This is a genomic window from Streptomyces sp. NPDC048483 (assembly GCF_040651455.1).
Classification (GTDB): domain Bacteria; phylum Actinomycetota; class Actinomycetes; order Streptomycetales; family Streptomycetaceae; genus Streptomyces.
In genome coordinates, this window is the sequence record NZ_JBEZJZ010000017.1 from 1 (window position 1) to 24,189 (window position 24,189).

Annotated in this window: 21 protein-coding genes and 1 pseudogene; 13 read left to right on the forward strand and 9 right to left on the reverse strand. The window is 69.5% G+C overall.

What is annotated here, in order from left to right; translation table 11 throughout:
• Together AB0D04_RS11830 and AB0D04_RS11835 are read left to right on the forward strand one after the other, a co-directional pair.
• Positions 1 to 280: pseudogene (locus tag AB0D04_RS11830) on the forward strand (acetyl-CoA C-acyltransferase); the annotation flags it as partial.
• Positions 281 to 313: 33 nt separating this feature from the next.
• Positions 314 to 2,518, forward strand: a complete 2,205-nt coding sequence (locus AB0D04_RS11835) for a 3-hydroxyacyl-CoA dehydrogenase NAD-binding domain-containing protein (protein ID WP_362702014.1) — start codon at positions 314 to 316, stop codon at positions 2,516 to 2,518.
• A 32-nt stretch (positions 2,519 to 2,550) separates the two neighbouring features.
• Here AB0D04_RS11835 and AB0D04_RS11840 read toward each other — a convergent pair whose 3' ends face one another.
• Positions 2,551 to 3,360: a MerR family transcriptional regulator gene (locus tag AB0D04_RS11840; protein WP_362702015.1), complete on the reverse strand. Its 810-nt coding sequence runs from the start codon at positions 3,358 to 3,360 to the stop codon at positions 2,551 to 2,553.
• Positions 3,361 to 3,494: 134 nt separating this feature from the next.
• On the opposite strand from AB0D04_RS11840, the gene AB0D04_RS11845 reads away from it, so the two are divergent.
• The 6 genes from AB0D04_RS11845 to AB0D04_RS11870 all read left to right on the forward strand — a co-directional run bounded on the left by AB0D04_RS11845 (position 3,495) and on the right by AB0D04_RS11870 (position 10,385).
• Positions 3,495 to 5,372 (forward strand): AMP-dependent synthetase/ligase, encoded by a 1,878-nt coding sequence (locus AB0D04_RS11845; protein WP_362702017.1) that lies wholly within the window; start codon positions 3,495 to 3,497, stop codon positions 5,370 to 5,372.
• A gap of 116 nt (positions 5,373 to 5,488) precedes the next feature.
• A complete protein-coding gene (locus AB0D04_RS11850; RefSeq protein ID WP_362702019.1) occupies positions 5,489 to 6,949 on the forward strand; it encodes an amino acid permease in 1,461 nt (486 codons plus the stop codon).
• A gap of 130 nt (positions 6,950 to 7,079) precedes the next feature.
• Positions 7,080 to 7,562 carry a macro domain-containing protein gene (locus AB0D04_RS11855; RefSeq protein WP_362702021.1) on the forward strand — a complete coding sequence of 161 codons (483 nt, stop codon included), beginning with the start codon at positions 7,080 to 7,082 and terminating at the stop codon, positions 7,560 to 7,562.
• A gap of 156 nt (positions 7,563 to 7,718) precedes the next feature.
• Positions 7,719 to 8,507, forward strand: coding sequence for a CPBP family intramembrane glutamic endopeptidase (locus AB0D04_RS11860; protein ID WP_362702022.1), 789 nt, complete (start codon positions 7,719 to 7,721; stop codon positions 8,505 to 8,507).
• Positions 8,497 to 9,771, forward strand: coding sequence for a sensor domain-containing protein (locus AB0D04_RS11865; protein WP_362702023.1), 1,275 nt, complete (start codon positions 8,497 to 8,499; stop codon positions 9,769 to 9,771). The genes AB0D04_RS11860 and AB0D04_RS11865 overlap by 11 nt, the downstream gene beginning before the upstream one ends.
• The gene (locus AB0D04_RS11870) at positions 9,735 to 10,385 is read left to right on the forward strand and encodes a response regulator transcription factor (RefSeq protein WP_362702024.1); all 651 of its coding nucleotides are present in this window, start codon (positions 9,735 to 9,737) and stop codon (positions 10,383 to 10,385) included. The genes AB0D04_RS11865 and AB0D04_RS11870 overlap by 37 nt, the downstream gene beginning before the upstream one ends.
• Before the next feature lie 176 nt (positions 10,386 to 10,561).
• On the opposite strand, the gene AB0D04_RS11875 is transcribed toward AB0D04_RS11870, so the two are convergent.
• Entirely contained in the window at positions 10,562 to 11,527 is a 966-nt protein-coding gene (locus AB0D04_RS11875) for a WYL domain-containing protein (protein ID WP_147244139.1), read from the reverse strand.
• Positions 11,528 to 11,622: 95 nt separating this feature from the next.
• Here AB0D04_RS11875 and AB0D04_RS11880 point away from each other — a divergent pair, with 95 nt between their 5' ends.
• Complete coding sequence (locus AB0D04_RS11880) at positions 11,623 to 11,988, forward strand: VOC family protein (protein ID WP_362702026.1); 366 nt, start codon at positions 11,623 to 11,625, stop codon at positions 11,986 to 11,988.
• Positions 11,989 to 12,075: 87 nt separating this feature from the next.
• On the forward strand, positions 12,076 to 13,062 hold the full coding sequence (locus tag AB0D04_RS11885) for an IS481 family transposase (protein ID WP_362702027.1): 987 nt from the start codon (positions 12,076 to 12,078) through the stop codon (positions 13,060 to 13,062).
• Here AB0D04_RS11885 and sph read toward each other — a convergent pair.
• Both sph and AB0D04_RS11895 read right to left on the reverse strand, forming a co-directional pair.
• Positions 13,059 to 14,033 carry a sphingomyelin phosphodiesterase gene (gene sph / locus AB0D04_RS11890; RefSeq protein ID WP_362702029.1) on the reverse strand — a complete coding sequence of 325 codons (975 nt, stop codon included), beginning with the start codon at positions 14,031 to 14,033 and terminating at the stop codon, positions 13,059 to 13,061. The two genes, AB0D04_RS11885 and sph, sit on opposite strands and share 4 nt — an antisense overlap.
• A 134-nt stretch (positions 14,034 to 14,167) precedes the next feature.
• Positions 14,168 to 15,313, reverse strand: coding sequence for an acyl-CoA dehydrogenase family protein (locus AB0D04_RS11895; protein WP_362702031.1), 1,146 nt, complete (start codon positions 15,311 to 15,313; stop codon positions 14,168 to 14,170).
• 161 nt (positions 15,314 to 15,474) lie between these two features.
• On the opposite strand from AB0D04_RS11895, the gene AB0D04_RS11900 reads away from it, so the two are divergent.
• Complete coding sequence (locus AB0D04_RS11900; RefSeq protein ID WP_362702160.1) at positions 15,475 to 16,062, forward strand: helix-turn-helix domain-containing protein; 588 nt, start codon at positions 15,475 to 15,477, stop codon at positions 16,060 to 16,062.
• 41 nt (positions 16,063 to 16,103) lie between these two features.
• Here AB0D04_RS11900 and AB0D04_RS11905 read toward each other — a convergent pair whose 3' ends face one another.
• From AB0D04_RS11905 to AB0D04_RS11920, 4 genes are read right to left on the reverse strand one after another with little or no spacing between them, the layout of a single operon-like run.
• Positions 16,104 to 17,579: an aldehyde dehydrogenase family protein gene (locus AB0D04_RS11905; RefSeq protein ID WP_362702032.1), complete on the reverse strand. Its 1,476-nt coding sequence runs from the start codon at positions 17,577 to 17,579 to the stop codon at positions 16,104 to 16,106.
• Positions 17,576 to 18,466 (reverse strand): oxygenase MpaB family protein, encoded by an 891-nt coding sequence (locus AB0D04_RS11910; protein ID WP_362702033.1) that lies wholly within the window; start codon positions 18,464 to 18,466, stop codon positions 17,576 to 17,578. The genes AB0D04_RS11905 and AB0D04_RS11910 overlap by 4 nt, the downstream gene beginning before the upstream one ends.
• Before the next feature lie 52 nt (positions 18,467 to 18,518).
• Complete coding sequence (locus AB0D04_RS11915; protein WP_362702035.1) at positions 18,519 to 19,892, reverse strand: DUF6114 domain-containing protein; 1,374 nt, start codon at positions 19,890 to 19,892, stop codon at positions 18,519 to 18,521.
• 16 nt (positions 19,893 to 19,908) lie between these two features.
• Positions 19,909 to 20,541 carry a DUF6230 family protein gene (locus AB0D04_RS11920; protein ID WP_362702037.1) on the reverse strand — a complete coding sequence of 211 codons (633 nt, stop codon included), beginning with the start codon at positions 20,539 to 20,541 and terminating at the stop codon, positions 19,909 to 19,911.
• A 127-nt stretch (positions 20,542 to 20,668) separates the two neighbouring features.
• Here AB0D04_RS11920 and AB0D04_RS11925 point away from each other — a divergent pair, with 127 nt between their 5' ends.
• Together AB0D04_RS11925 and AB0D04_RS11930 are read left to right on the forward strand one after the other, a co-directional pair.
• Positions 20,669 to 21,598, forward strand: coding sequence for an oxygenase MpaB family protein (locus AB0D04_RS11925; RefSeq protein WP_362702039.1), 930 nt, complete (start codon positions 20,669 to 20,671; stop codon positions 21,596 to 21,598).
• 4 nt (positions 21,599 to 21,602) lie between these two features.
• Positions 21,603 to 22,478 carry an oxygenase MpaB family protein gene (locus tag AB0D04_RS11930; RefSeq protein ID WP_362702041.1) on the forward strand — a complete coding sequence of 292 codons (876 nt, stop codon included), beginning with the start codon at positions 21,603 to 21,605 and terminating at the stop codon, positions 22,476 to 22,478.
• An 81-nt stretch (positions 22,479 to 22,559) separates the two neighbouring features.
• Here the strand turns inward: AB0D04_RS11930 and AB0D04_RS11935 are convergent, their stop codons facing one another.
• A complete protein-coding gene (locus AB0D04_RS11935) occupies positions 22,560 to 24,059 on the reverse strand; it encodes a M1 family metallopeptidase (RefSeq protein ID WP_362702042.1) in 1,500 nt (499 codons plus the stop codon).
• Between the last annotated feature and the right edge of the window lie 130 nt (positions 24,060 to 24,189).

The window sequence follows — 24,189 nt, forward strand, 5'->3', positions numbered from 1 at the left end:
CGCCAAGGCCGGACTGACCATCGACGACATCGACCTCGTCGAGATCAACGAGGCCTTCGCCGCGGTCGTGCTGCGCTTCGTCAAGGACATGGGCCTGAGCCTGGACAAGGTCAATGTCAACGGCGGCGCCATCGCCCTGGGCCACCCCCTCGGCGCCACCGGCGCAATGATCCTCGGCACCCTCATCGACGAGCTGGAGCGGCAGGACAAGCGCTACGGCCTGGCCACCCTCTGCGTCGGCGGCGGCATGGGCATCGCCACCGTCATCGAGCGCCTCTGACCCTCGTCCCACCCCACTACGGAGTACGCACCCATGAGTGAATCCGCTGCTGTGTCGACCATCCGCTGGGAACAGGACGAGACCGGCATCGTCACCCTGGTCCTGGACGACCCGGACCAGTCCGCCAACACCATGAACAACGCCTTCAAGGCCTCCCTCACCGCGGTCGCCGACCGCCTGGAGGCCGAGAAGGACAGCATCCGCGGCATCATCTTCACCTCCGCCAAGAAGACCTTCTTCGCCGGCGGTGACCTGCGCGACCTGATCGCCGTCACCCCCGCCCAGGCCCAGCAGGCCTTCGAGGCGGGCAACGGCATCAAGCGCGACCTGCGCCGGATCGAGACCCTCGGCAAGCCCGTCGTCGCCGCCATCAACGGCGCGGCGCTGGGCGGCGGTTACGAGATTGCGCTGGCCTGCCACCACCGCGTCGCCCTCGACACCCCCGGCACCAAGATCGGCCTGCCCGAGGTCACCCTCGGCCTGCTCCCCGCGGGCGGCGGCGTCACCCGCACGGTCCGCCTCCTCGGCATCACCGACGCGCTGCTGAAGGTGCTGCTCCAGGGCACCCAGTACAACGCCACCCGGGCCAAGGACAACGGGCTGATCCACGAGGTCGCGGCCACCTCCGAGGAACTGCTCGCCAAGGCCCGCGCCTTCGTCGACGAGCACCCCGAGTCCCAGCAGCCCTGGGACGTCAAGGGTTACAAGATCCCCGGCGGTACCCCCGCCCACCCGAAGTTCGCGGCCAACCTCCCGGCGTTCCCCGCGAACCTCAAGAAGCAGGTCAACGGCGCCCCCTACCCCGCGCCGCGCAATATCCTCGCGGCCGCCGTCGAGGGTTCCCAGGTCGACTTCGAGACCGCCCAGACCATCGAGGCGCGCTACTTCGTCGAGCTGGTCACCGGCCAGATCTCCAAGAACATGATCCAGGCCTTCTTCTTCGACCTCCAGGCCGTCAACTCCGGCGCCAACCGGCCCAAGGACATCGCGCCCCGCAAGGTCGAGAAGGTCGCCGTCCTCGGCGCCGGCATGATGGGCGCGGGCATCGCGTACTCCTGCGCCAGGGCCGGAATGCAGGTCGTCCTCAAGGACGTCACCCTCGATGCGGCCGAGAAGGGCAAGGCGTACTCCGAGGGCCTGCTGGCCAAGGCGCTGTCGCGGGGCCGTACGACCGAGGCCCAGCGCGACGAGCTGCTGGCGCGCATCACACCCACCGCCGACCCGCAGGACCTCGCGGGGTGTGACGCCGTCATCGAGGCCGTCTTCGAGGACGTCGCCCTCAAGCACAAGGTGTTCAAGGAGATCCAGCACATCGTCGCCCCCGACGCGCTGCTGTGCTCCAACACCTCCACCCTGCCCATCACGCTGCTGTCCGAGGGCGTCGAGCGCGACCGTGACTTCATCGGGCTGCACTTCTTCTCGCCCGTCGACAAGATGCCGCTGGTGGAGATCATCAAGGGTGAGCGGACCGGCGACGAGGCGCTGGCCCGCGCCTTTGACCTCGTCCGCCAGATCAAGAAGACCCCGATCGTCGTCAATGACTCGCGCGGCTTCTTCACCTCGCGCGTCATCGGCCACTTCATCAACGAAGGCGTCGCGATGATCGGCGAGGGCCTCGACCCGGTCTCCGTCGAACAGGCCGCCGCCCAAGCCGGCTACCCGGCCAAGGTGCTGTCCCTGATGGACGAGCTGACGCTCACCCTGCCGCGCAAGATCCGTAACGAGACCAGGCGGGCGGTCGAGGAGGCCGGCGGCACCTGGCGGCCGCACCCGGCGGACGCCGTCATCGACCGCATGGTGGACGAGTTCGAGCGGCCCGGCCGCAGCGGCGGCGCGGGCTTCTACGAGTACGGCGAGGACGGTAAGCGGGCCGGCCTGTGGCCGGGGCTGCGCGACCACTTCGCCAAGGAGGGCGCCGCCATTCCGTTCGTCGACATGCAGGAGCGGATGCTGTTCTCCGAAGCGCTGGACACCGTCCGCTGCTTCGAGGAAGGCGTGCTGACCTCGGTCGCCGACGCCAACATCGGCTCCATCTTCGGCATCGGGTTCCCCGGCTGGACCGGCGGCGTGATCCAGTACATCAACGGATACCAGGGCGGGCCAGGGCGGGAGGAACACATCGGTCTGCCCGGCTTCGTGGCGCGCGCCCGCGAGCTGGCGGCGGCCTACGGCGAGCGCTTCGCGCCGTCCCCGCTGCTGGTCGAGAAGGCCGAGAAGGGCGAGAAGTTCAGCGACTGACCGACGTGGGGGCGGGCCCCGGCGGCCCGCCCTCACCCCTCGCCCTGGCCGCGCACCCCGTTCTCACCCTTCTCCCCGTCCTTCTCGCCCCTCTCGCCCCTCTCATCCCTCTCATCCCTCTCGTTCTTGCCGAACCACTCCCGCAGTTCCTGCTTCATCGACCGCTGGAAGGCGGTGACCAGTGCCTGCACCACCATCGGCTGCATATGGGCGGACAGCGACTTCATCCGCGCCATGTCCGCCGCGTCCGGCCCGCCGTCCCGGTACGGCTCCCATACCTCGTCCTTGAAGAGCCGGCTCAGCTCGCGCGCCGCCGAGCGGGTGTGCTCGATGACGACGGTGCGCGCCGCCAGGATCGTCTCCAGCGCGATCGGTACGTCGAGCAGCCGCGTGCCCAGATGCAGCAGGCCCGGATCGACCTGGAAGACCCGCGGGTCATCGGTCCGTACGAGCACACTCATCGCGGCCAGCCGGTCCAGGTCCTCCTCGGTCAGCGCCCGGCCGACCCGCCGCTCCAGCTGTTCCCGGGTCGCGTCCTCCGCCTTGTCCGGCACCCAGCTCGCCACCAGCGCCCGGTGGATGGCCAGATCCTGGGCGCTCAGATCGGGCGGCAGCTGCGCCAGATAGCGCTCGATCGCGGACAACGTCAGGCCCTGATGCTGGAGTTCCTCGATCAGCGCGAGCCGCGAGAGATGGTCCGGTCCGTAGCGGCCGACCCGGCGCGGGCCGATGTCGGGCGGCGGCAGCAGCCCGCGGGTGCTGTAGAAGCGGATCGTGCGGACCGTGACGCCGGCGCGGGCGGCCAGTTCGTCGACCGTGAGGTCGGTGGCGGACTCCATCATGTTCAACAGTATTGCTGTCTCACCACTCTTGTGAAACCTTCTGAACCCGTCCATCCCCCTTTGCGGGGGCGCAAGCACGGCAGCCAGACCCCGTTCGGACCGCAGAGCAGGCTCCCACTCCCCAGGAGGCCGCCTTGACCACGATCCTGCGCATGCCCGGCGAACCGGGCGAACTCACCCTCCCCGCCCTGCTGTTGCGCAACGCCGAGGACCACGGGGAGCTGCCCGCGCTCTCCTGGCGTACTGACGACGGGCCCGGCGGCTGGCACACGCTGAGCTGGGCCGAGGTCCGCCGCCGGGTCGCGGAGCTGGCCGCCGGGTACCGCGCGCTCGGCGTACGGCGTGGGGAGATCGTCCTCATCATGATGAGCAACCGCCCCGAACACTGGCTCACCGACCTCGCCCTGGTGCACCTCGGCGCAGTCCCGGTAACGGTGTACGGCACCGCCGCACCCGGACAGACAGCGCATATCGTCCGGCACAGCGGGGCGCGCTTCGCCGTCCTGGAGGGCGTGCGCGAGCTCGGGCGCTGGGAGCCGCTGCTCGACGATGAGGCCGCCCGGCTCGAACAGCTGGTGATCGTCGAGCCGGACAGCATCGGCGTCGGCGGCCCTGGCATCGAGGTCGGTGTCGGCGTCGGCGTCGGCGAGAAGAGCCCGTACGAGACCTATGCCGCGCTGGCCGCCAGAGGTGCCGAGCTGCACGACCCCGAGGAGTTCGAGGCGGTGTGGCGGGAGGCGGACGCGGCCGACACCCTCACCGTCGTCTACACCTCCGGCACCACCGGCGACCCCAAGGGCGTCGTGGTCAGTCACCGCAATGTGCTGCTCAACGCGACGGCCCTGGATGGCGCCGTCGAGCTGCCCGATCATGTCGAGCACCTCTGCTATCTCCCCTTCGCGCATATCGCCGAGCGGATGCTGGGCATCTATCTGCCGGTCTTCCGTGCCTCGCACGTCTACCTCTGCGCGGATCCGGCGGCGGTCGCCGCGACGGCGCGCGCACTGCATCCGGCGCAGTTCTTCGGCGTACCGAGGGTCTGGGAGAAGCTGGCGGCGGTCGTACGGGCGGCGCTCGCGCTGCTCCCGGAGGAGCGGCGGGCGGCCATCGAGGCGGCGGGGGAGACGGCGCGCGCATATGTGGCCTGCCAAGAGCGCGGCGAGCGGCCCTCCGAGGCGCTGGCGGACGCGTATGCGCAGGTCAAGGCCGAGGTTCTGGATCCGCTGCTGGCGCTGGCCGGCTTCGACCGGCTGGTGTGGACCGCGAGCGCATCCGCCCCGATGCCGCCGGACGTGGTCCGTTTCTGGGCCGGTCTGGGCGTGGTGATCATGGACGCCTGGGGGCTGACCGAGACCGTGGGCGTGTCCACGACGAACAGTCCTGGCGCCTTTCGGCTGGGCTCGGTCGGCCGCCCGATTGGCGGCCTCGAGGTGCGCACGGCAGCGGACGGAGAGATCGAGGTCCGCGGGCGCACCGTATGCGACGGCTATCTGCGGGCGGACGGATCCGTGGAGTCGGCGACCGACGCCGACGGCTGGTTCGCCACCGGGGACATCGGCCGGCTGGACGAGGACGGCTTCCTTTGGCTGACCGATCGCAAGAAGGAAATGATCGTGACGTCCACGGGCAAGAACGTCTCGCCCGCGCTGGTCGAGAACACCCTCAAGGAGCATCCGCTCATCGGGCAGGCGCTGGCGTACGGCGACGGCCGCTCGTATCTGGTCGCGCTGCTGGTGCTGGATACGGAGCTGGCGCCCGCCTGGGCGGCGCAGCGGGGCATCGAGGGGACGCTGCACGAACTGGCGGGGCATCCGGCCGTCCGGGAAGAGGTCGAGCGGGCCGTTGCGGCCGCCAATGCGCGGCTGAATCGCACCGAGCAGATCAAGAGGTTTCGGCTACTGAGCGAGGAGTGGAGTCCGGAAAGTGGCGAATTGACCCCCTCGCTGAAGCTCCGCCGGCGGGTAATCGAGGAAAAATACCGTCACTTCCTACAAGGTTTTTACGCCATGTGACCTCGCCCACAGACGGGGGAGCGGTCTTCGTGGAAGGTGTGCCGTCGGCCGACTTCGCGCGATCCGCGGAGCCCGGTCCCGGCGCAATGCCTGCCTGAAAGCGAGATTCACGAGCAGTGAGCACTGAAACCGTCACCGAGACAGCCCACAGGTCATCTGACGGGGGGAGCGGCGCGCAGCAGGATGCGGGCGACGCGGGCTACAGCAAGGCCCTCAAGGGCCGCCACATCAACATGATCGCCATCGGCGGAGCGATCGGCACCGGCCTGTTCCTCGGCGCCGGTGGCCGTCTCCACTCCGCCGGTCCCGGGCTGGCCGTCGCCTACGCGGTCTGCGGCCTCTTCGCCTTCTTCGTCGTCCGGGCCCTCGGCGAGCTGGTCCTGCACCGGCCGTCCTCCGGCTCCTTCGTCTCCTACGCCCGCGAATTCCTGGGCGAGAAGGGCGCCTACGTCGCCGGCTGGATGTATGTCGTGAACTGGTCCACGACCGGTATCGCCGACATCACGGCCATCGCGCTCTACACGCACTACTGGAGCCTGTTCACCAGCGTCCCGCAATGGGTGATGGCCCTGATCGCGCTGGCCGTCGTCCTGTCGGTGAACCTGATCTCGGTGAAGATCTTCGGTGAGCTGGAGTTCTGGTTCGCGATCATCAAGGTCGCCGCGCTGGTCGCCTTCATGTTCATCGGCATCTTCCTGCTGGCCTCCCAGCACCCGGTCGACGGACACACACCGGGGCTCCAACTGATCACGGACCACGGCGGTCTCTTCCCGACCGGCCTGCTCCCCGTCGTGATCGTGCTCCAGGGTGTGGTCTTCGCCTACTCCGCCGTCGAGCTGGTCGGCGTCACCGCGGGCGAGACCAGCGAGCCGGCGAAGGTCGTACCGAAGGCCGTCAACTCCATCATGTGGCGGGTCGGCATCTTCTACGTCGGTTCGGTCGTGCTGCTCGCGATGCTGCTGCCGTGGAACAAGTTCACCGGCGACGAGAGCCCCTTCGTGACCGTGCTGTCCAACGTCGGTGTGCCGTACGCGGGCGATGTCATGAACCTCGTCGTGATGACCGCGGCCATGTCCAGCCTGAACTCCGGCCTCTACTCGACCGGCCGGATTCTGCGCTCGATGTCGATGGCCGGTTCGGCGCCGAAGTTTGTTGGCCTGATGAACCGCAACCAGGTGCCCTACGGCGGCATCATGCTCACCTCCGCGGTGTGTGTGCTCGGCGTCGGGCTCAACTACTTCCTGCCGGGCCAGGCGTTCGAGATTGTGATCAATATTGCGGCGCTGGGTGTCATCAGTACCTGGGTCACGATCATGCTCTGCCACATGGTGTTCGTGCGCCGCTCCCGTGAGGGGCTCGTCGAGCGACCGAAGTTCCGGCTCCCCGGCACGCCGATCACCGATATCGTCACCATCGTCTTCCTGCTCGGCGTCATCGTGCTGATGTGGTTCGACGACGGTGTCGGCCGGCAGACCGTGTTGCTGATCCCGGTCATCGCCGCCGCGCTGGTCGTCGGCTGGTACGCGGTACGCGGCAAGGTGGCGCGGATCGCCAAGGAGCGCGAACTGCAGAAGTAGCCGCACACCAGCGGACGCCTGCGGAGTTCCGGGGCGGTCGCGGAGGCCGAGAGGCGTCCGCGACCGCCCTTGCGCTTGGTGGCCCCGGCCTCGCCGGCCGATTGTCAGTGGTCGCCCTTACCGTGGGTGCATGACTGAGAACACGGGGATCTCGTACGTGAAGGGGGACGCCACCGCGCCGCAGGGCAAGGGCGTCAAGATCATCACGCACGTCTGCAACGACCTCGGCGGCTGGGGCAAGGGGTTCGTCCTGGCCCTCTCCCGCCGCTGGCCGGAGCCGGAGGCCGCCTACCGGAAGTGGCACCGCGAGCGCGCGCGGAACGACTTCGGGCTCGGCGCGGCCCAGTTCATCCAGGTCGGAGAGCGCCTGTGGGTGGCCAATCTCGTCGGCCAGCGGGGGATCCGGACCGGCAGCAAGGGCGTCCCGGTGCGGTACGAGGCCATCGACGCGGGCCTCGTCCGGGTGGCGGCCAAGGCCCGGGAGCTGGGGGCGTCGGTCCATATGCCGCGGATCGGCTGCGGGCTGGCGGGCGGCAAGTGGTCCCGGGTGGAGCCGCTGATATCCGAGCGCCTCACCCGGCAGGGCATACCGGTGACGGTCTACGAGCACTGAGCACCCGCCGGACGCGGTGCCCCTGGCTCGGCCGCCGGGCACCGGACGGTGATCGGACGACCGTCACCGAAAGTGGCCAGGGGTGTATCTGGGTACACCCCAGCCCGGTATCCAGACGCAATGGCTGCGGGCCCGCCGGGCGGCATCGTCGATGCCATGCGAAAGAAACCCGTCGACATCAGGGCGATGGCCCTGTTCCTCGCCGTTGCCTTTCTGGCGGCCGGAGCGCTGGGCGCGCTCCAGCCCGCGACCCGGATACCCGGTGAGGTCATCCAGCTGACACAGTTCGGACCCGCACTCGGGGTGGGAGCTGCCGCGCTGCTGTGGCCGGGGCGGGTACGGGAACTGCTCGCCGGCCCCGTGCCGGGCCGCAGCGGACAGGGGATGCTCCTGCTCGTCACGGCGCCTCTGATCATCGCGCTGAGCGCAGGGGCGTACGCGGCGCTCACCGGGGACGCGCGCCCTACGCGGCCGGGTGCCCCGTTCGTGGTGATCGCCGTGGCGCAGCTGATCGGCGCGTGCGGCGAGGAGATCGGGTGGCGCTGTTTCCTGCAGCCGCTGGTGCGCACCCGCTTCGGCCCTCTCGCGGCATCGGTCGCGGTGGGCGCGGCGTGGGGCGTCTGGCACGTCCAGGTTTTCGCGCAACACCCGGTGTACGCGGGGGCGTTCGTGATGGCGGCGGTGTCCATGTCGGTCGTGATGGGGTGCGCCCTTGACGGGGTGCGGGCTTCCAGACTGCCGCTCGCAGCGGGCTTTCACGCTCTGATCAACCTCGGCATGCTGCTGTTCATGGATGAGGAGTCCGGCGCGGTGCTCCCCATGGTGCTGTTCGGCGCCTCGTGTCTGGCAGCGGCAGGAGTGTGGACGTGGACGAGCGTCGGCAGGCCGCGGACGGCGGGTTCGGCACCGGCTAGGATCCCCCCGATCATGGACGATGTTCGATAAGCCACGTGCGGTCGCCTCCCGCGCCTGTGTTGCCCTCGGCCGGTGCCAGTTGGCGAGCCTGCATGCCCTCGCGGTGTCAGCGGTGGGCTCGTTGGTGGTTCTCGCCCTGCTGCTGGTGCCCGTGGGCGTGGGCTTCCGGCTGCTGCCGTCCGCCGCGCGGGCTCTGCGCGTACTGTCCGATCGTTCCCGTTCACGCGCCGACCGCTGGACGGGCGTCCGTATCGGTCCACCGGAGCCCCTGCGCGTGGACGGTGCCCTCAACGCCCGCAAGAGGTCGGGCGCGATCATCGCCGATGAGGGGTTCTGGCGCGACCTGGCGTGGGCCTGGCTGGAGCCGGTGGCCGGCGGGCTCCTCGTCGCCGTTCCCCTCGCCCTGGTCGAGTACGGGGCGTTCGGCGCGCTGGTGCAGCCGTTCATCTGGCGGCTCATCGACGACGGCAACTGGTATGCGTTCGTCCCCGTGCACAGCACCGCGACCATGTGCGCCGCGCTGGTGCTGGGCCTCGCTTTCATGGCCGTCGGGCTGCTGGCCGCCCCCGCCACGCTCCGGCTGCACACCCGGGTGAGCCGGCCGCTGCTTTCCGCGCCGCGCAGCAGCCGGCTCGCCCGGCGGGTCGAGCGGCTCACCGACACCCGTACCAGGGCCCTGGACGCGCAGGCCGCCGAACTGCGGCGCATCGAGCGGAATCTGCACGACGGGGCGCAGGCCCGGCTGGTCGCCCTGGGGATGACACTGGACCGTGCCACCTGCCTGATGGAGACGGACCCGGCGGCCGCGCGCGAGCTCCTGCTGGATGTCCGTCGAACATCCGAGGGGGCCTTGCAGGACCTGCGCGACCTGGTGCACGGCATCCACCCGCCGGTCCTCGCCGACCGGGGCCTGGGCGACGCCGTCCGGTCGCTGGCGCTCGACAGCTTCCTCGACGTCCACGTCGAGACCCGGCTGCCGGGCCGGCTCCCGGCGCCGGTCGAATCCGCCGCCTACTTCGCGGTGAGCGAGGCGCTGGCGAACGCGGCGAAGCACTCCGGGGCCCGCGAGGTCGGCGTCGCCCTGGCCTACGAGAACGGCCTGTTGCGCGCAACCGTCACCGACGACGGTCACGGCGGCGCCGACCCCTCACGGGGCACCGGACTGGCCGGCGTGCGACAGCGGTTGGATACCTTCGACGGCACCCTCGACCTGCACAGTCCGCAGGGCGGGCCGACCACCGTGACGATGGAGATTCCATGCGCGTTGTCCTCGCCGAAGACCTCTTCCTCCTGAGAGACGGGCTGATACGCACACTCCAGGAACACGGCTGCGAGGTCGTCGCGGTGGACAACGGTCCGTCGCTGCTGCGCGCGCTCCTCGAGGAGGGGGACACGGCACCGGATGTCGCCGTGGTCGATGTGCGGCTGCCGCCGACCTTCACCGACGAGGGCCTGCAGGCCGCACTCGAGGCCCGTCGCCGGCGGCCCGGACTGCCCGTCCTCATCCTCTCCCAGTACGTCGACCAGCTGTACGCGAACGAGCTGCTGGCCGGGGGCGAGGGCGCCGTCGGGTATCTGCTCAAGGACCGGGTCACCCACACCGAGCAGTTCATCGACGCGGTCCGCCGCGTGGCGGCCGGAGGCACAGTGATGGACCCTCAGGTCATCTCCAAACTGCTGTTGCGCAGCGACGCCCGTGGCACGATCGGCGCCCTGACACAGCGCGAGCGGGACGTCCTCGAGCTGATGGCGGAGGGCAGGTCCAACGCCGCCATCGCCGGCGGCCTGCACATCAGCGAGAGTGCTGTCGCCAAGCACACCGCGAGCATTTTCACCAAGCTGCGGATCAACCCATCGGCGGACGACAACCGCAGGGTGCTGGCCGTTCTGGCCTATCTCAAGCGCTGAGACGCTTCGGCGTGGAGCCGGCGGGACAGGTTCACCGGACAGCGCGCCGAGCCGCAGAAGAAACTCGACGCGCTGCCGGACAGCGAACGGCTGCCGCCCGGCCCGGTGCGGGCCGCAAGGTCAACTGCTGTACTGACCGGAGACGTTGATTGAAAGCACGGCGCTCCGATCAGCAGTTACGAGGTGGGGGCCGAGTGGCGTTCAAGCAGGTCTCTGGCGAGCTGACTGATGCGTTCGCGGGCCCTCTCTGGGGCGAGCACCTCGATATGGTCACCGAATTGGAGGAGCTGGCGCACTGACTCGATGTTGGGATAGCGCACGACGACGGTGCAACAACCATCTTCTGGGTCGGAAACTTCGTGGATGCGGTTGCCGAGTATGCGCCGCGCCAGGTCGATGCCAGTTTCTGGCAGGCGGATGGTCACGCTCACGCGGCCTTGCGCCTCGGTGCGTGCCTTCAACGCGGCCCACCTGGTGTGAAGGGTCTCACCAGGTCGAAGAACAGCCGGCGCGTTGAGCTGTTCGTAGGCCGAGAGTCGTTCCAGAGCGAACAGCCGACCGTCCCCCTGGTCGTCGGCGATGAGATACCAGCGGCCTGACTTCGCCACGATCCCGTACGGGTCGACCACTCGCGTCGAGGCCCGACTCTCGGCGCTGCGCCGGTACCGGATGCGCAGCCGACGGCGGTGCCGCAGTGCCGTAGCCAGATCCGCTACGTCGATCGCCGCCTCTGAGCCAGCGAACCACGAGGTGCTTTCCACCAGCACCAGGTCCGCCAATCGCAGCAAGTTCGGTGGCTCAGGTGATCCAGCCTGGCGGGCAGCGATCTTGCGCGCGGCCGATTCCCACACCCCAGACAGGCCCATGCCCTCAAGCTGCGCGCTGTCCAAGCCAGCCACGGAGAGCGCCTCCAGCTCTGGTGGGTCCAGGTGGGATGCGTTGAGCCGCGCACCGGGGAGCAAGATGATCCCGCCGTTCCGCCCCCGTTCTGCATAAACAGGCACACCCGCAGTTGAGAGTGCCTCCACATCCCGCAGCACAGTCCGCCGAGACACCTCCAGCCGCTTGGCGAGCTCGCTGGTGGTGATGCGCTGACGGGTCTGCAGGAGCAGCAGTAGGTGCAAGAGCCGCGAAGCCTTCATGCTCGCCAATGTTCGCAGAAAAGGTGACAGGTTCTGTCGCGATCAGACGATCCGCTGGAGCAGTACCAAGAAATCAACTAGTTGAGGAGCGCTCCATGGCCGCACCGAACCTGTTCCTGATCGGCGTTCGCGACGCCCAGGCCGCTTCCGCCTTCTACAGCGACCTGTTCGAGCTCGAACCGACCTTCACCAGTCCCCACTACGTGGCCTTCGAGGTTGCCCCCGGCGTCCTGTTCGCGCTGTGGACGGGATACAGCGAGCACGCTGTCCCGAGCACTCCTCGCACGAGCGAAGTCGGACTGATGATGCCGGGACCATCGTCCGCAGTTGACGAGGTCTTCACGAGTTGGGTCTCGAAGGGGGTCCATGTCGTCGAGGAGCCGCACGACGCTGTCTTCGGCCGCACGTTCGTGATCACTGACCCCGATGGAAACCTCATCCGGGTCTCCCCGGTCGACTGAGCTGTACGTCCCCTCTCCACACCTCAAGTTGTCGAAGGGTCGGCCACACACGATGGCCGGCCCTTCAGCCTGTCCAGGAGCGCAGAAATGTCCCATCCGAACGCCGTCCTCACCCCGCGCCACCGTCTGAAAGTCGCTCGACTCGTCGTCGACGACGGCTGGCCAATCAGCGAAGTCGCGGCCCGGTTCCAGGTCTCCTGGCCGACCGTAAAGCGCTGGGTCGACCGCTACCTTGCAGGCGAGTCCATGCAGGACCGAACCTCACGGCCGCGAAGGTCTCCAAACAGGGCTCCCAAGGCCGTGACGAAGCGGTGCGTCAGCCTACGCCAACGTCTACGAGAAGGACCGGTCCAGCTCGCCGCGAGACTCGGCATCGCCCCGTCGACAGTGCACCGGATCCTGCGATCGGCCCGACTGAACCGCCTCGCCTACGTTGATCGCGCGACCGGTGAACCCATCCGACGCTACGAGCACGACCACCCGGGATCGCTGGTTCACGTGGACGTGAAAAAGCTCGGCAACATCCCCGATGGCGGCGGCTGGCGCTACGTCGGTCGTCGTCAAGGCGAGAAGCACCGTGTCGCGACACCGGGCAAGTCCCGCAATGCCTACGGCAGCCCGAAGCTCGGTTATGCGTTCGTGCACACGGTCATCGACGACCACTCCCGCGTCGCCTTCACCGAGGTCCACGATGACGAAACTGCCGTGACCGCAGTCGGCGTACTGCATCGCGCGGCGGAGTGGTTCGCCGAGCGCGGCGTCGTCATCGCGAGGGTGCTCTCGGACAATGGAGGCGCCTATCGCTCCTATCTGTGGCGCGACACGTGCGACGCCCTCTCGATCACGCCGAAGTACACCCGCCCTTACCGTCCGCAGACCAACGGGAAGGTCGAACGCTTCCACCGCACCATGGCAGACGGCTGGGCCTACGCCCGCTGCTACGCCTCCGAGGCCGAACGCCGAAGTGAGTTGGAAAGCTGGTTGCACTACTACAACCACCACAGACCCCATACGGCATGCGGGAGCCTGCCGCCGTTCTCACGATTGATCAACGTGCCCGGTCAGTACAACTAGCCGCCGATGACCGGGTAATGGTCCGAGAGATTGGTGTAGGTGTAGTCCTTGCCCCAGCTGGAGACCGTCCAGGGCGCCGACTCCTCCTTGACCACCTCGTTGTGCCATCCGGCGGGCCGGGCGTGGCCGTTGCGGTAGAGGACATAGTCCAGGTCCTCGCGGGGGTCGTCCGGGTAGCGGTCCTTCGCGATGGAGTTCTCCTGAGTGTCGAAGGAGTACGGGTGGCCGGTGCGGCCGTCGGCCGGGGCGAGGTCGGCGTTGGCGAGCAGGGCGTTGTACTCGTCGCCGTGGGAGTCGATGTTGAGGTCGCCGGCGACCATGACCTCCTCGTCCGCCGGGATCTTCTTGGCGTCCAGGAAGGCGTCGATCTCCTTGAGCTGCTTGGCGCGGTCGGCGGCCGCCTCGCCCGCCTTGCAGCCCGAGTCGGTGGACTGGGTATGGGTGCCGACCACATGCACCTTGGTGCCGTTCACGTCCAGCACCGCATAGACGAAGCCCTTGTTGGAGTAGGAGTCCGAACCACAGGCGTCCTGGAAGATGTACTGCTCCTTGCGCACGACCGGCCACTTGCTCAGCAGCGTCACCCCGCCGTCCTCGGGCGTGGCGGCGGAATAGGCGCCGCCGGTGGCGTCCCAGCCGTCCTTGCTGCGGCCGACCACCGGGGTCTGGTGCGGGTACTGCGCCGCGGCGTGGGACTTCAGGGCGTCGGAGGAGGAGTTGTCGAAGGCTTCCTGGAGGACGACGACGTCGTTGCCCTGGAAGAAGTCCGCGTCCGGAATCGCCTGCGCGCGGTGGTCCTGACCCCAGTTGGGATAGAGGTTCTTGCTCATGAGGAAGGCGTTGTAGGTGAGCACCTTCAGATGGGGGGTGTCGGCGGCCGAGGCCGTGGGGGCCGCGGCGGTGACGGTGACGGCGGCCAGGGCTACGGCTGTTGCGGCGGCCCGGGCGGTGCGCAGCGCTGCGTGCGACACGGGAACTCCCTGTGGGGTGGGGGCGTGATCCGGCGACGCTCATCCAATCAGGTGGGGTTACTTCTAGGTAACCACCTGGGGGGAAGGAGATGGAGGCGAGGAGACGTGCCCGCTACGGGCCATGAAGGCCCCCGCTACAGCCCGTAGCTCCTGCCGATGATGTCGCGCTGGATCTCGCTGGTGCCGCCGTAGACGGTGGAGACCACGGCGGTGCGGAGGTGGCGTTCCATGTCGTACTCCGTCGCATAGCCGTAGCCGCCCATCATCTGCATGCCCTCCAGGGCGGCGTGTTTGGCGGTCTCGGTGGCCTTGAGCTTGGCCATGGAAGCCTCGCGCGGGAAGAGCCGCTCCGGTTCGGCGTCGCAGCGGGCCGCCACGTCGCGAACGAGCAGGCCGGCGCACTCGATCTCGGTGGCCAGGTCGGCGAGACGGTGGCGCAGTGCCTGGAACGAGCCGACCGGGCGGCCGAATTGCTCGCGCTCGCGGACGTAGGCGAGGGTGTCGTCGAGAATCCGGCGGGACAGGCCGAGCATGTGGGCGGCGAGAAAGAGGCGTTCGGCGTTCAGGCCTGCCATCAGCTGGGTCCAGGCGTGGTCGGCGCGTCCGACCACCGCGTCGGCGGGCAGCCGGGCGTCCGTGAGGAAGACATCGTTGACCTCGCGGCCGCCCATGGTGTCGATGCCGCGGATCTCCACGCCGGGAGTGGCGGCCGGCAGATGGAACATCGTCAGCCCCTCGTGCTTGCCGCCTGCGGTGCTCGTCCTGGCCACCAGGAGGATGTGCTCGGCGAGATGGGCGTTGGAGATCCAGGTCTTGTGGCCGTTGATCAGCCAGCCGCCGTCCTGGGTGCGTTCGGCGCGGCAGCGCAGTGCGGCGACGTCCGACCCCGCGCCCGGTTCGGACATGGCGATGGACAGCACCTGCCCGGCGACGGCGCCGCCGATCGCGGCCTTCTTCTGGGCCGGGCTGCCGAATTTCTCGTACGTCTTCGCGGTGATCACCGAGGTGATGAAGCCGCCGGCCGGGACGATTCCATGGGCGCATTCCTCCAGGAAGAGGCAGGCATCGGTCATGCCGCCACCGGAGCCGCCGTACTCTTCGGGAAGGCATACACCGAGCCAGCCCAGGGCCGCCAGCCGTGCGTAGAGGGACGGGCTGTGCGGGCCGCCGGCCTCGGCGGTCAGGGCATCGCGCTGGGCGCGGGTGCCGCACTCGCGGTGGGCGAAGGCGCGCAGCGCGGTGACGAAGTCCCGCTGTTCCGGGGTGAGCGGCGTGGTCATGGAATGCCTCCTGGACAGGGCGTAGTGACAAAGTTATTCAGTTAGTGTCTTTGTTACGAGGACCGTGAGGACGGGGTGGGACGATGGGCGTGCGGAGCACGGGTGCGGTGCCAAGTGCCGGAGCGGACGCCGTGGATGACGGGTCGCTGCTCGCGCGGGCGATGGCGAGTGCGCCCGCCGCGGATGCGCTGACCGAGAAGATTCTCGATGCGGCCCGGGAACAGTTCATGACGTTCGGGCTGCGGCGGTCCACCGTCGACGATGTGGCGAAGCGGGCGAAGGTTTCGCGGGTCACGGTGTACCGGCGGGTGGGGAACAAGGACGAGCTGGTGCAGCAGGTGCTGCTGCGGGAGTACCGGCTGTTCGTGGCCGAGGTGGATGCGGCGGTCGCGGAGCTGCCCACGATGGAGGAGCGGATGGTGGAGGGGTTTGCCGCCATCCTCCGGCTGATCCGGGGGCATCCGCTGATCGGGGGGCTGATGCGGCTGGAGCCGGAGACGATGCTTCCGTATCTGACGCTGGAGAGCGGGCCGTCCTTTCTTGCCATGCGGGGGTATCTGGCCGGGCATCTGCGGCGGGCGCGGCGGGCGGAGGGGCGGGGGGAGAGCGATCCGACGGCGGTGGCCGAGCTGATGGTGCGGATCACGGTGTCCTTTCTGCTCAATCCGGTGAGCTGCTTTGCGCTGGATGACGATGAGCAGGCGCGGCAGTTTGCGCGCAGGTACTTGATGCCGTTGCTGGATCGCTGAGGGAGCGGGTGGGGCTGCGGGCCAGCACCGCTTGGGCCCTGCTAGATACGGGCGTGCAGCCGCCGGCCCAGCTCGATCGCCCGCTCCGCGCGACGTCGCGGCCCCGCGAAAGACGTCAGATCGACCGGCGGCCGGAAGCGCCGCACGGTGACCGACCGGGGTGCGGCGAACGACCGGAGCCCCTCGGCGCCGTGGATGCGGCCGTAGCCCGAGTCGCCCGAGCCGCCGAAGGGGAGGGCGGGGACCGCCGCGAAGCCGAGGACCGAATTGACCGACACCGCACCGCAGTCGAGGCGTTCGGCGACGGCCAGGCCGGTTCGGCGGCCGGCCGTGAAGACAGCCGCGCCCAGGGCGTAGGCGCCGGCGTTGGCGCGGGCCACCGCCTCGTCGAGGTCGCGGACGGCGTTGACGGTGACGAGCGGGCCGAAGGTCTCCTCGCGCATGACGGGGGAGTCCTCCGGGACGTCCACCAGGACGACGGGGTGCACATACGGGGGACGGAGGGACTCGGGGCCGCCGTACAGGGCGTGCGCGCCCGATGCCAGGGCCTCCTTCATATGCCGTTCCACGGTGGTGAGTTGGGCCGGGAGGGTGAGCGGGCCGTAGGCCGCGTCCGCAGTCGGGCCGGGGCGCAGCGCCCGTACCCGGTGCACAATGCGTGTGCACAGGTCGGCGTGGACCGACGCGACGGCGTAGACGCGTTCCACGCCGGCGCAGGTCTGGCCGGCGTTGGCCATTGCACCCCAGACGATTGCGTCGGCCGCCTCGTCCAGATCCGCCGAAGCGTCCACCAGGACGGCATCCTTACCACCGCATTCGGCGAGCAGTGGGGTGAGCCGATCGGCGCAGACGGCGGCCACCTTGCGGGCGGTGCCCGGCGAGCCGGTGAAGGCGACCTTGTCGACACCGGAGCGGGCCAGCGCCTCGCCGGTGGGGCCGTGCCCGGTCACGGTCTGCAGCAGACCGGCGTGGTCGGGGACCGCGTCGGCAAGGCTCTGCGCCAGCAACTCGCCCACACCAGGCGTGAGTTCGGAAGGCTTGAAGACCACCGCGTTGCCCGCCGCCAGCGCGTAGCCGATGGAGCCCATGGGGGTGTAGAGGGGGTAGTTCCACGGGCCGATCACGCCGATGACGCCCAGCGGGCGGTAGGCGAGCAGCGCGCGCTGGTGGACGGAGAGGAGACCGGCCGGGACGCGCCGGCGGCCCAGTACGCGGCGGGCGTTGCGGGCCGCCCAGTCCAGGTGGACGAGGGTCAGCAGGACCTCGGCCCGCGCGTCATGCACCGGCTTGCCGGTCTCGGCGGAGATCAGCGAGGCGAACGCGTCCGTCCGCCGGGCCAGCGACCGCTTCCAGGCCAGCAGCCGCGCCCGGCGGCCCGCCCAGCCGCACGCCGCCCAGTGGCCGGCCGCCGTACCGGCACGGTCGACGGCGGCGCGCACCTCCTCGGGGCCGTGTACCGGATGCTCGCCGACGGGTTCGCCGGTGACGGGGGAGCGGGAGGTGAACCGGGTCGTCAAGACGCGTCCTCGCGGGGGAGCGGCCGGAGCGGCCGGAGCGGACGGTGCTGGGCCCAGGCGGGCCCGAGGTCGTCGAGGGTGTAGCCGAAGGGGTACGAGCGGGGCGCGGCGAGGCCGGGACGGGACGCGGGGCGGGCAGGGGTGAGCCGTACGAAAGTGGCGCGGGCCCGCAGGGCACGCGTTGTCAATGTCCGTATCCAGGGCGGTTGTTGGGGGAATCCCAGGGCGCGCAGCAGCGGCTCGTCGAGCAGGGCGAGGGAGAAGCGGGCGATGGCGGGGCGGAGTGCGGCCGGGTACCAAGCGGACATGATGCGGAAGGTGGCGTTGGCCACCCGGTGATTGGCCGGGTCGTAGGCGAACTGCTCGGCCTCGTAGTCATCGAGCAGCTTCTCGTACCCGGTCATGGTGCGCGGCGCGTCCTCGATGCCCATCATCGCGGCCATTTTGTGGCCGACCAACGCGAGGGCCTGGCATTCGTTGGAGCACAGCGGCCGCCAGCCGAAGCGGTCGATCCAGCGCCGGGGGCCGACGACGGTGGTGGCCAGGACGAAGCGGTAATCCTCGTTGGCGATCTTGTACTTGCCGTGGATGCGGTTGAGGTGCCGGGCGGCGGCGCGGCCCCGCTCGGAGTCGAAGCCCTCGGCGGCCATCTCGTAGCCGAAGAGCACGGTGTCGTCGTAGCGCTTCTGTCCGGCGCGTTCGAACTCCTGGGTGCGGTCAAGGAGTTGGGAGATACGGGGGACGCCGTAGTCGCGCAGGAAGGCGAGGGAGACGCCCTGTGCGTAGTCCCACGGGAACTCGTACTGGGTGATCCAGCGGAAGATCTGCTCGTAGTCGCGCTCGGGGTCCATCCGGCGGATCTCGCGCAGCCGGCTGTAGCGGCCCATGGGCGGGTACCTCCTGGGACGGGGGACGTGGGATGTGTGGCCGTGAGGGGGGCTAGCCCTTGGGGCGGCTGCCGAGGACCGTGTAGCGCACCTCGGCGGCGTCGACGAGGACCTGGCCCGCGGTGACCGGTTCCATGGTCAGTTCGGGAAGCCGGACGGCGATGGGCAGATTGGCCGGCACGATGTCCGCGCCGACGCAGATCTGCGGGGTGTTGACCTTCAGTCCGGGGATCTCGATCGAGCCCTTGAGGTAGGTGGCGTAGACGTCGACGTTCCGGATGTCGAGCTGGACATCCAGGATGTGGGTGGTTCCGCTCCGCTTCGCTCCGCCTCTGCTCGTTGTGGAACCTTCGGAAGCAGAGCCCGGCCCCTTCACCTCGAAGTGGTAGTTGTCGGCGACAATCCGCGCGGCATGCACCCACAGGACCTTGATCCGGCCGCCGCCCACGGTGGGCAGATACGTCGCGCCGTGGATGATCGCGTCGGTGGCTGCCAGGCGGGTGGCCTTGACGGTGGGGTAGTACGGGCTGACGGGGTAGGTCGCGCGGCCGGGGCCCGGCTGGTCGCCGAGGACCAGCGGGGGCTTGAGGGCGGTGAGGTCGTCGGGGGCGCCGACCTCACCCGGCTTCGCGGTCCTGGTGGGGCGGCCGTCCCGGGAGGGGGGCGGTCGGAGCGGGTCGGGGTTGTCGGCGCCGCCGGTGTCCACGCCGGTCAGGCAGGGGAGGGAGACCCGGGCGGCGGCGTCCCGGGGATCGTCGGTGGGACGGGCGGCCGCCGAGGGGGCGGCCGTGACCAGCCCGGCCGCCAGCGCGACCGGCAGCGTCAGGGCGAGGGCGGACGTGCGCGGCAGCCGCGGGCGCCCCGCGTCGGGGCGGGCCGGGGCAGGAGCCGTTGTCGGTTGCTGTTTGCGTTGTGGTTGCGGTGGTCGTTCGGTGTGTTGGACGGTCCGGCCCTCACGCGCTTTTGGGTGGGCGGTCACCGCCTCCGGGCCGGCCGCGGCGGGCCGATGCGGCAGCCAGCCGAAGGCCATCGACGAGCCGAGCAGCCCCAGCCCGCAGCCGATCCCGAAGCCGCCGAGATTGGTGGTGGCCAGCGAGACGAGCGAGGCGATGGCGGTGACGACCGAGACGAACATCCGCTGCGCGGGCGCAAAGACGAAGAACAGACCGCCGGCGATGAGAACCAGGCCGACGCCGATCGCGGACATCGCGCCGATGCCGACCTTGAGCATCAGCGGCAGCGGCGCAAGCGGCAGGACGATCATCTCGAGGCCGCCGGCCACTGCCCACACCCCCGCCCAGAACGGGCGTCGTCGGCGCCAGGACCGCAGCGGCCGGCGCAGCCCGGGGGCGGGCAGTATCCGGTCGAGCCAGCTGCCGAACTCCTTGGCGAGCTCGGCGAGAAAGCCCAGGACAAAGGTGATCACAGCTCCGCCCTCCCGGCTAGAAGCACTCTTTGCCGGTGTGGCTGAGCTCGATCTCGACCTTCTCGAGGGTGAGTGAGCCGCCGTTCGAGGCCCAGGCCGTGCTCCGCACATCGCGGGCGAGCGCGGTGTCCGCCTGGACGCCGAACAGCCCCTGCGGACCGCTGACGCCCGGCGCCGCGCTGAGAGTTGACGCGTCCCGGCCCGCCTGCACCCCGGTCACCCTGCCGCCACTGCTGGTCAGAGCGTCGGCGTTGACGACGAGATCCTCGCCCTTGACGGGGCGTTCGCCGCCCGACCGGACGAGCAGCGACACCTCGCCGACCAACGGCAGCTTCTGCTTCATCGACAGGCAGACCCCCTTTGCCGTACCGGATCTGATGCCCGCCAGGAGTACGGCGTGCCCCTTGCCGTCCTTGCTGCCGAGGGACGAGGGGAAGCTGGAGATGCCCCGGCCGGTGATCTCGTCGGCCGAGACCTTGAAGTTCTTGCCGGAGACGGCGAACGACGCGGCCATCGCGCCCTGGGCCAGGGCGATGACGACCGCTCCCACACAGGCGACGCCCGGCACCAGCATCACGGCGGTCCGCTTCCAGTGGGTGCGTCCCTCGGGGCTCAACTCACGTGCTCTCGCTGCGATTTCGGGGCCCATGTCAAGGTCCTCCCGACGGGGGGTGAGTCAATGTTACAAAGACTATTGACTTGTTTCATGGGCCGCGTCAACACTGCTGACACGGATTCAGTTCCGCCGTGTCCGGACGCGTACCCCAGGAGGCCGGATGAGCACCGCGACATCAGCCCACACCCCTTCCGAACCGGCACCCGGACCCGCCTCGCAGGTGCGGTCGCCACGCCGCGGCGGCATGGCCTGGCGCTATTTCGGCGACACCCGCGCCTTTCTGACGTCGCCTCAGCTGCTCCTGCTCCAGGTCGCCCACCCCGTGGTCGGCGCCGGCGTCGAGGACCACTCGGACTTCCGCGCCGAACCCTGGCAGCGGCTGATCCGTACCGTCGGCTCCCTCGGCACCGTCATCTACGGAGGCCAGTCCGCCGCCACGGCGGAGGCCCGGCGGCTGCTCGACGTCCACCGCGAGATGAAGGGCGTCGACGCGCAGGGCCGCCGCTACCACGCACTGCACCCCGAGGCGTACCACTGGGTGCACGCCACCCTCGTCCGCGGCCCCGTCGATGCCCTGAAGCTCTTCGGCAAAGGCATGACGGAGGAGCACGTCGCCGAGTACTACCGCGAGATGAGGGACGTGGGGCGGGTCTGGGGGCTGAAGAATCACCATCTGCCGCCCGACTGGGAATCGTTCTGCGCCTACTACGACGCCATGGTCGAAGAGCGCCTCGAGATGAACCGGTCCGTCCGGGACGTCCTGGACGAGCTGGCCCGTCCGCAGAAGCCGCCGGTGTGGTGGGTGCCCGCCCTGCTGTGGCGGCCGTTCGCCGCCGTTGCCGCGCGCTACGCGCTGCTGGTCACCATCGGCGTCCTGCCGCCCGTGCTGCGCGAGCGCCTCGGTCTGACCTGGACGGCGAAGCAGGAGCGGCGGCTGCGGCGGTTCGCCCGGCTGGTGCGCTGCCTGATGGCACTGGTGCCGCCGCCGCTGCGGATCGCCCCGGCCATGTTCCTGGCGTACTGGCACACCCACCGGCCGGGCACGGATCCCCGTACCCGCCGCCCCCTGGGGGAGTCGTATGATGAGTAATGGGATGAAATCGTCAGGATCGGCGCGAAAAGACCCGGTGCCCCCGGCGCCAGGAGGCGTCCTCTGGTCGCTGGTCGGGGACATCCGCATGCTGCTGACCCTCCCCGCCGCGCTGACGATGCAGGTCGCACACCCAGCGGTGGGCGCGGGCGTGGACGACCACTCCGTCTTCCGTACGGACCCCTGGGGCCGCGGCGAGCGCTCGCTGGTCTCGCTCCAGATGTGGGTGTACGGGGGCGAGGAGGCCGCCGCGGAGGGGCGCCGGCTGCGGCAGCTGCACAAGACCATCCAGGGCACCGACGCACACGGCCGGAAGTACCACGCGCTCAGCCCCGCCTACTACGCCTGGGTGCACGCCACCGGCTACCCCGTCTTCCAGCACGCACAGCGCTATCTCGGCCGCCCCTTCACCGAGGCACAGGAGCGGCAGCTGTACGCGGAGTGGCTCCAGGTCGGCCGGATCCTGGGCATCCACGACCGCGATATGCCGCAGACGATCGAGGAGTTCTGGCCGTACTACCGCAAGGTCCTCGACAACGAACTCGAAGAGACCGAAGTGGTACGGGAGTTGCTCGCGCCCACACGGCCGGTGCCGGTGCCCGACCGCGGCCCGCGCCCCCTGCCGGCGCTGCTCCGGCTGACCTGGCCGTGGGTCTGTCCGCGCTTCGCCCGGCTGCGGCGCTTCGTCACCGTCGGGCTGATGCCGCCGGACGCCCGGCGCGCCATCGGTCTGGAGTGGACCGAGGAGCAGGAGCGTGCGCTGCGCCGCTTCGGGCGGGTGGTACGCGTCGTCGTCCCCCTGCTGCCGGAGCGGCTGCGCTATCTGCCTGTCGCGCGCCGGGCCCGCCGGGCGGCACGCGGCCGGGTGGCACGCGGCTGACACGGCGAAGGGAGCCGGGGGGACGACACCCCCGGCTCCCCTCACCCGGCCCTCACGCAGTCCTCATGCAACGGACCGCACTCAGTGCCCGTGCGCCTTGTGCACCCCATTCGTGGCCGCGATCGACTTCCACGACTTCGGCTGCGCCACCGGCGCCTTCCGTGCATCGATCGTGACGCCCTTGGCCGCGCCCGCGGACGGCTTCGCGGGCTGGAACAGCCAGGTGTCGAAGAAGGCGCCGAGCTGCTTCCCGGACTTCTTCTCCGCGAACTTCACGAAGTCGGCCACCGAACCGTTGCCGTACCTGTTCTCGGTCGGCCAGGCCTTGAGGATCTTGAAGAAGACCTTGTCGCCGACCTTGTTGCGCAGCGCCTGGAGGGCCAGTGCGCCCCGGTCGTAGACCGCGATGTCGAACTGGTTCTCCGCTCCGGGGTCGCCGGGCTTGACCTTCCAGAACGGGTCATCGGCCGGGTGCTGCTTGTAGACATAGTCCGCGAGCTCCTGCGCGGTGCCCTCACCCTCCTTCTCCGACCACAGCCACTGGCTGTAGCGGGCAAAGCCCTCGTGGACCCAGATGTCCTTCCAGTCCTTGAGGGACACGCTGTCGCCATACCACTGGTGTGCCAGCTCGTGGACGACCACGGACACGTTGGCGCCCTTGTCGAACGCCTGCGCGCCGTAGAACGGACGGGTCTGGGTCTCCAGCGCGTACCCGGCCGGCACGTTCGGCACATACCCGCCCAGCGCGTTGAAGGGGTACCGGCCGAAGATGCCCTCCTCCCACTCCACGACCTCGGCGGTGCGCGCGATGCTGGCCTTTGCCGCGTCCGTGTTGCTGCCCAGGTCCTTGCTGACGGCGTTGATGACCGGCAGGCCGTTCGCGGTGGTGTCCTTGGTGATGTCGAACTTGCCGACCGCGAGCGTGGTCAGATACGTCGACTGCGGCTTGTCCGAGCGCCAGTTGTAGCGCGTCCAGCCGAGCTTGGAGGTCTCCGACAGCAGCACGCCGTTGCTCAGCGCCTGGGTGCCGTCCGGGACCGCCACCGAGATGTCGTACGTCGCCTTGTCGGTGGGGTGGTCGTTGCTCGGGTACCACCACACGGCGGCGTCCGGCTCCTGCGCCACCACGCCGCCGTCGGGCGTACGGGCCCAGCCGGAGTAGCCGTCGATCTTCACCTCCGACGGCTTGCCCGCATAGCGGACCACGACGCTGATCTGCTTGCCCTTCTCCAGCGGTGCGGCCGGGGTGACCTCCAGCTCATGCTTGCCGGACGTGGCGTAGGACGCCTTCTTGCCGTTGACCTGGATCTCGCTGACCTTGAGGCCGAAGTCCAGGTTGAACCGGGCGAGATCCTCGGTGGTGGTGGCGAGCAGCGTCGCCGTCCCCTCCAGCAGGTCCGTCTTCGGCTGGTACTTGAGCCGCAGGTCGTAGTGGGAGACGTCGTATCCGCCGTTCCCGCTCTCCGGGTAGTAGGTGTCGCCCACGCCCGGCGCCCCCGGGTGAAAGGCGGCCGCGGAAGCCGGGATCGCCAGCAGCATGCTGAGTACGGCCGCACCCGGGACGATAAGTCTGTGACGCACGAGTCCTCCAACTCGTAGGGGAGATGGATCTCTTCGGACCCTATGTACTCATCGCCGTCACCGTCATGTCCATGGTCACATTCGACACATGATCGACATCTCCTCGTCACGGACCCCCGAACGCCCCCTT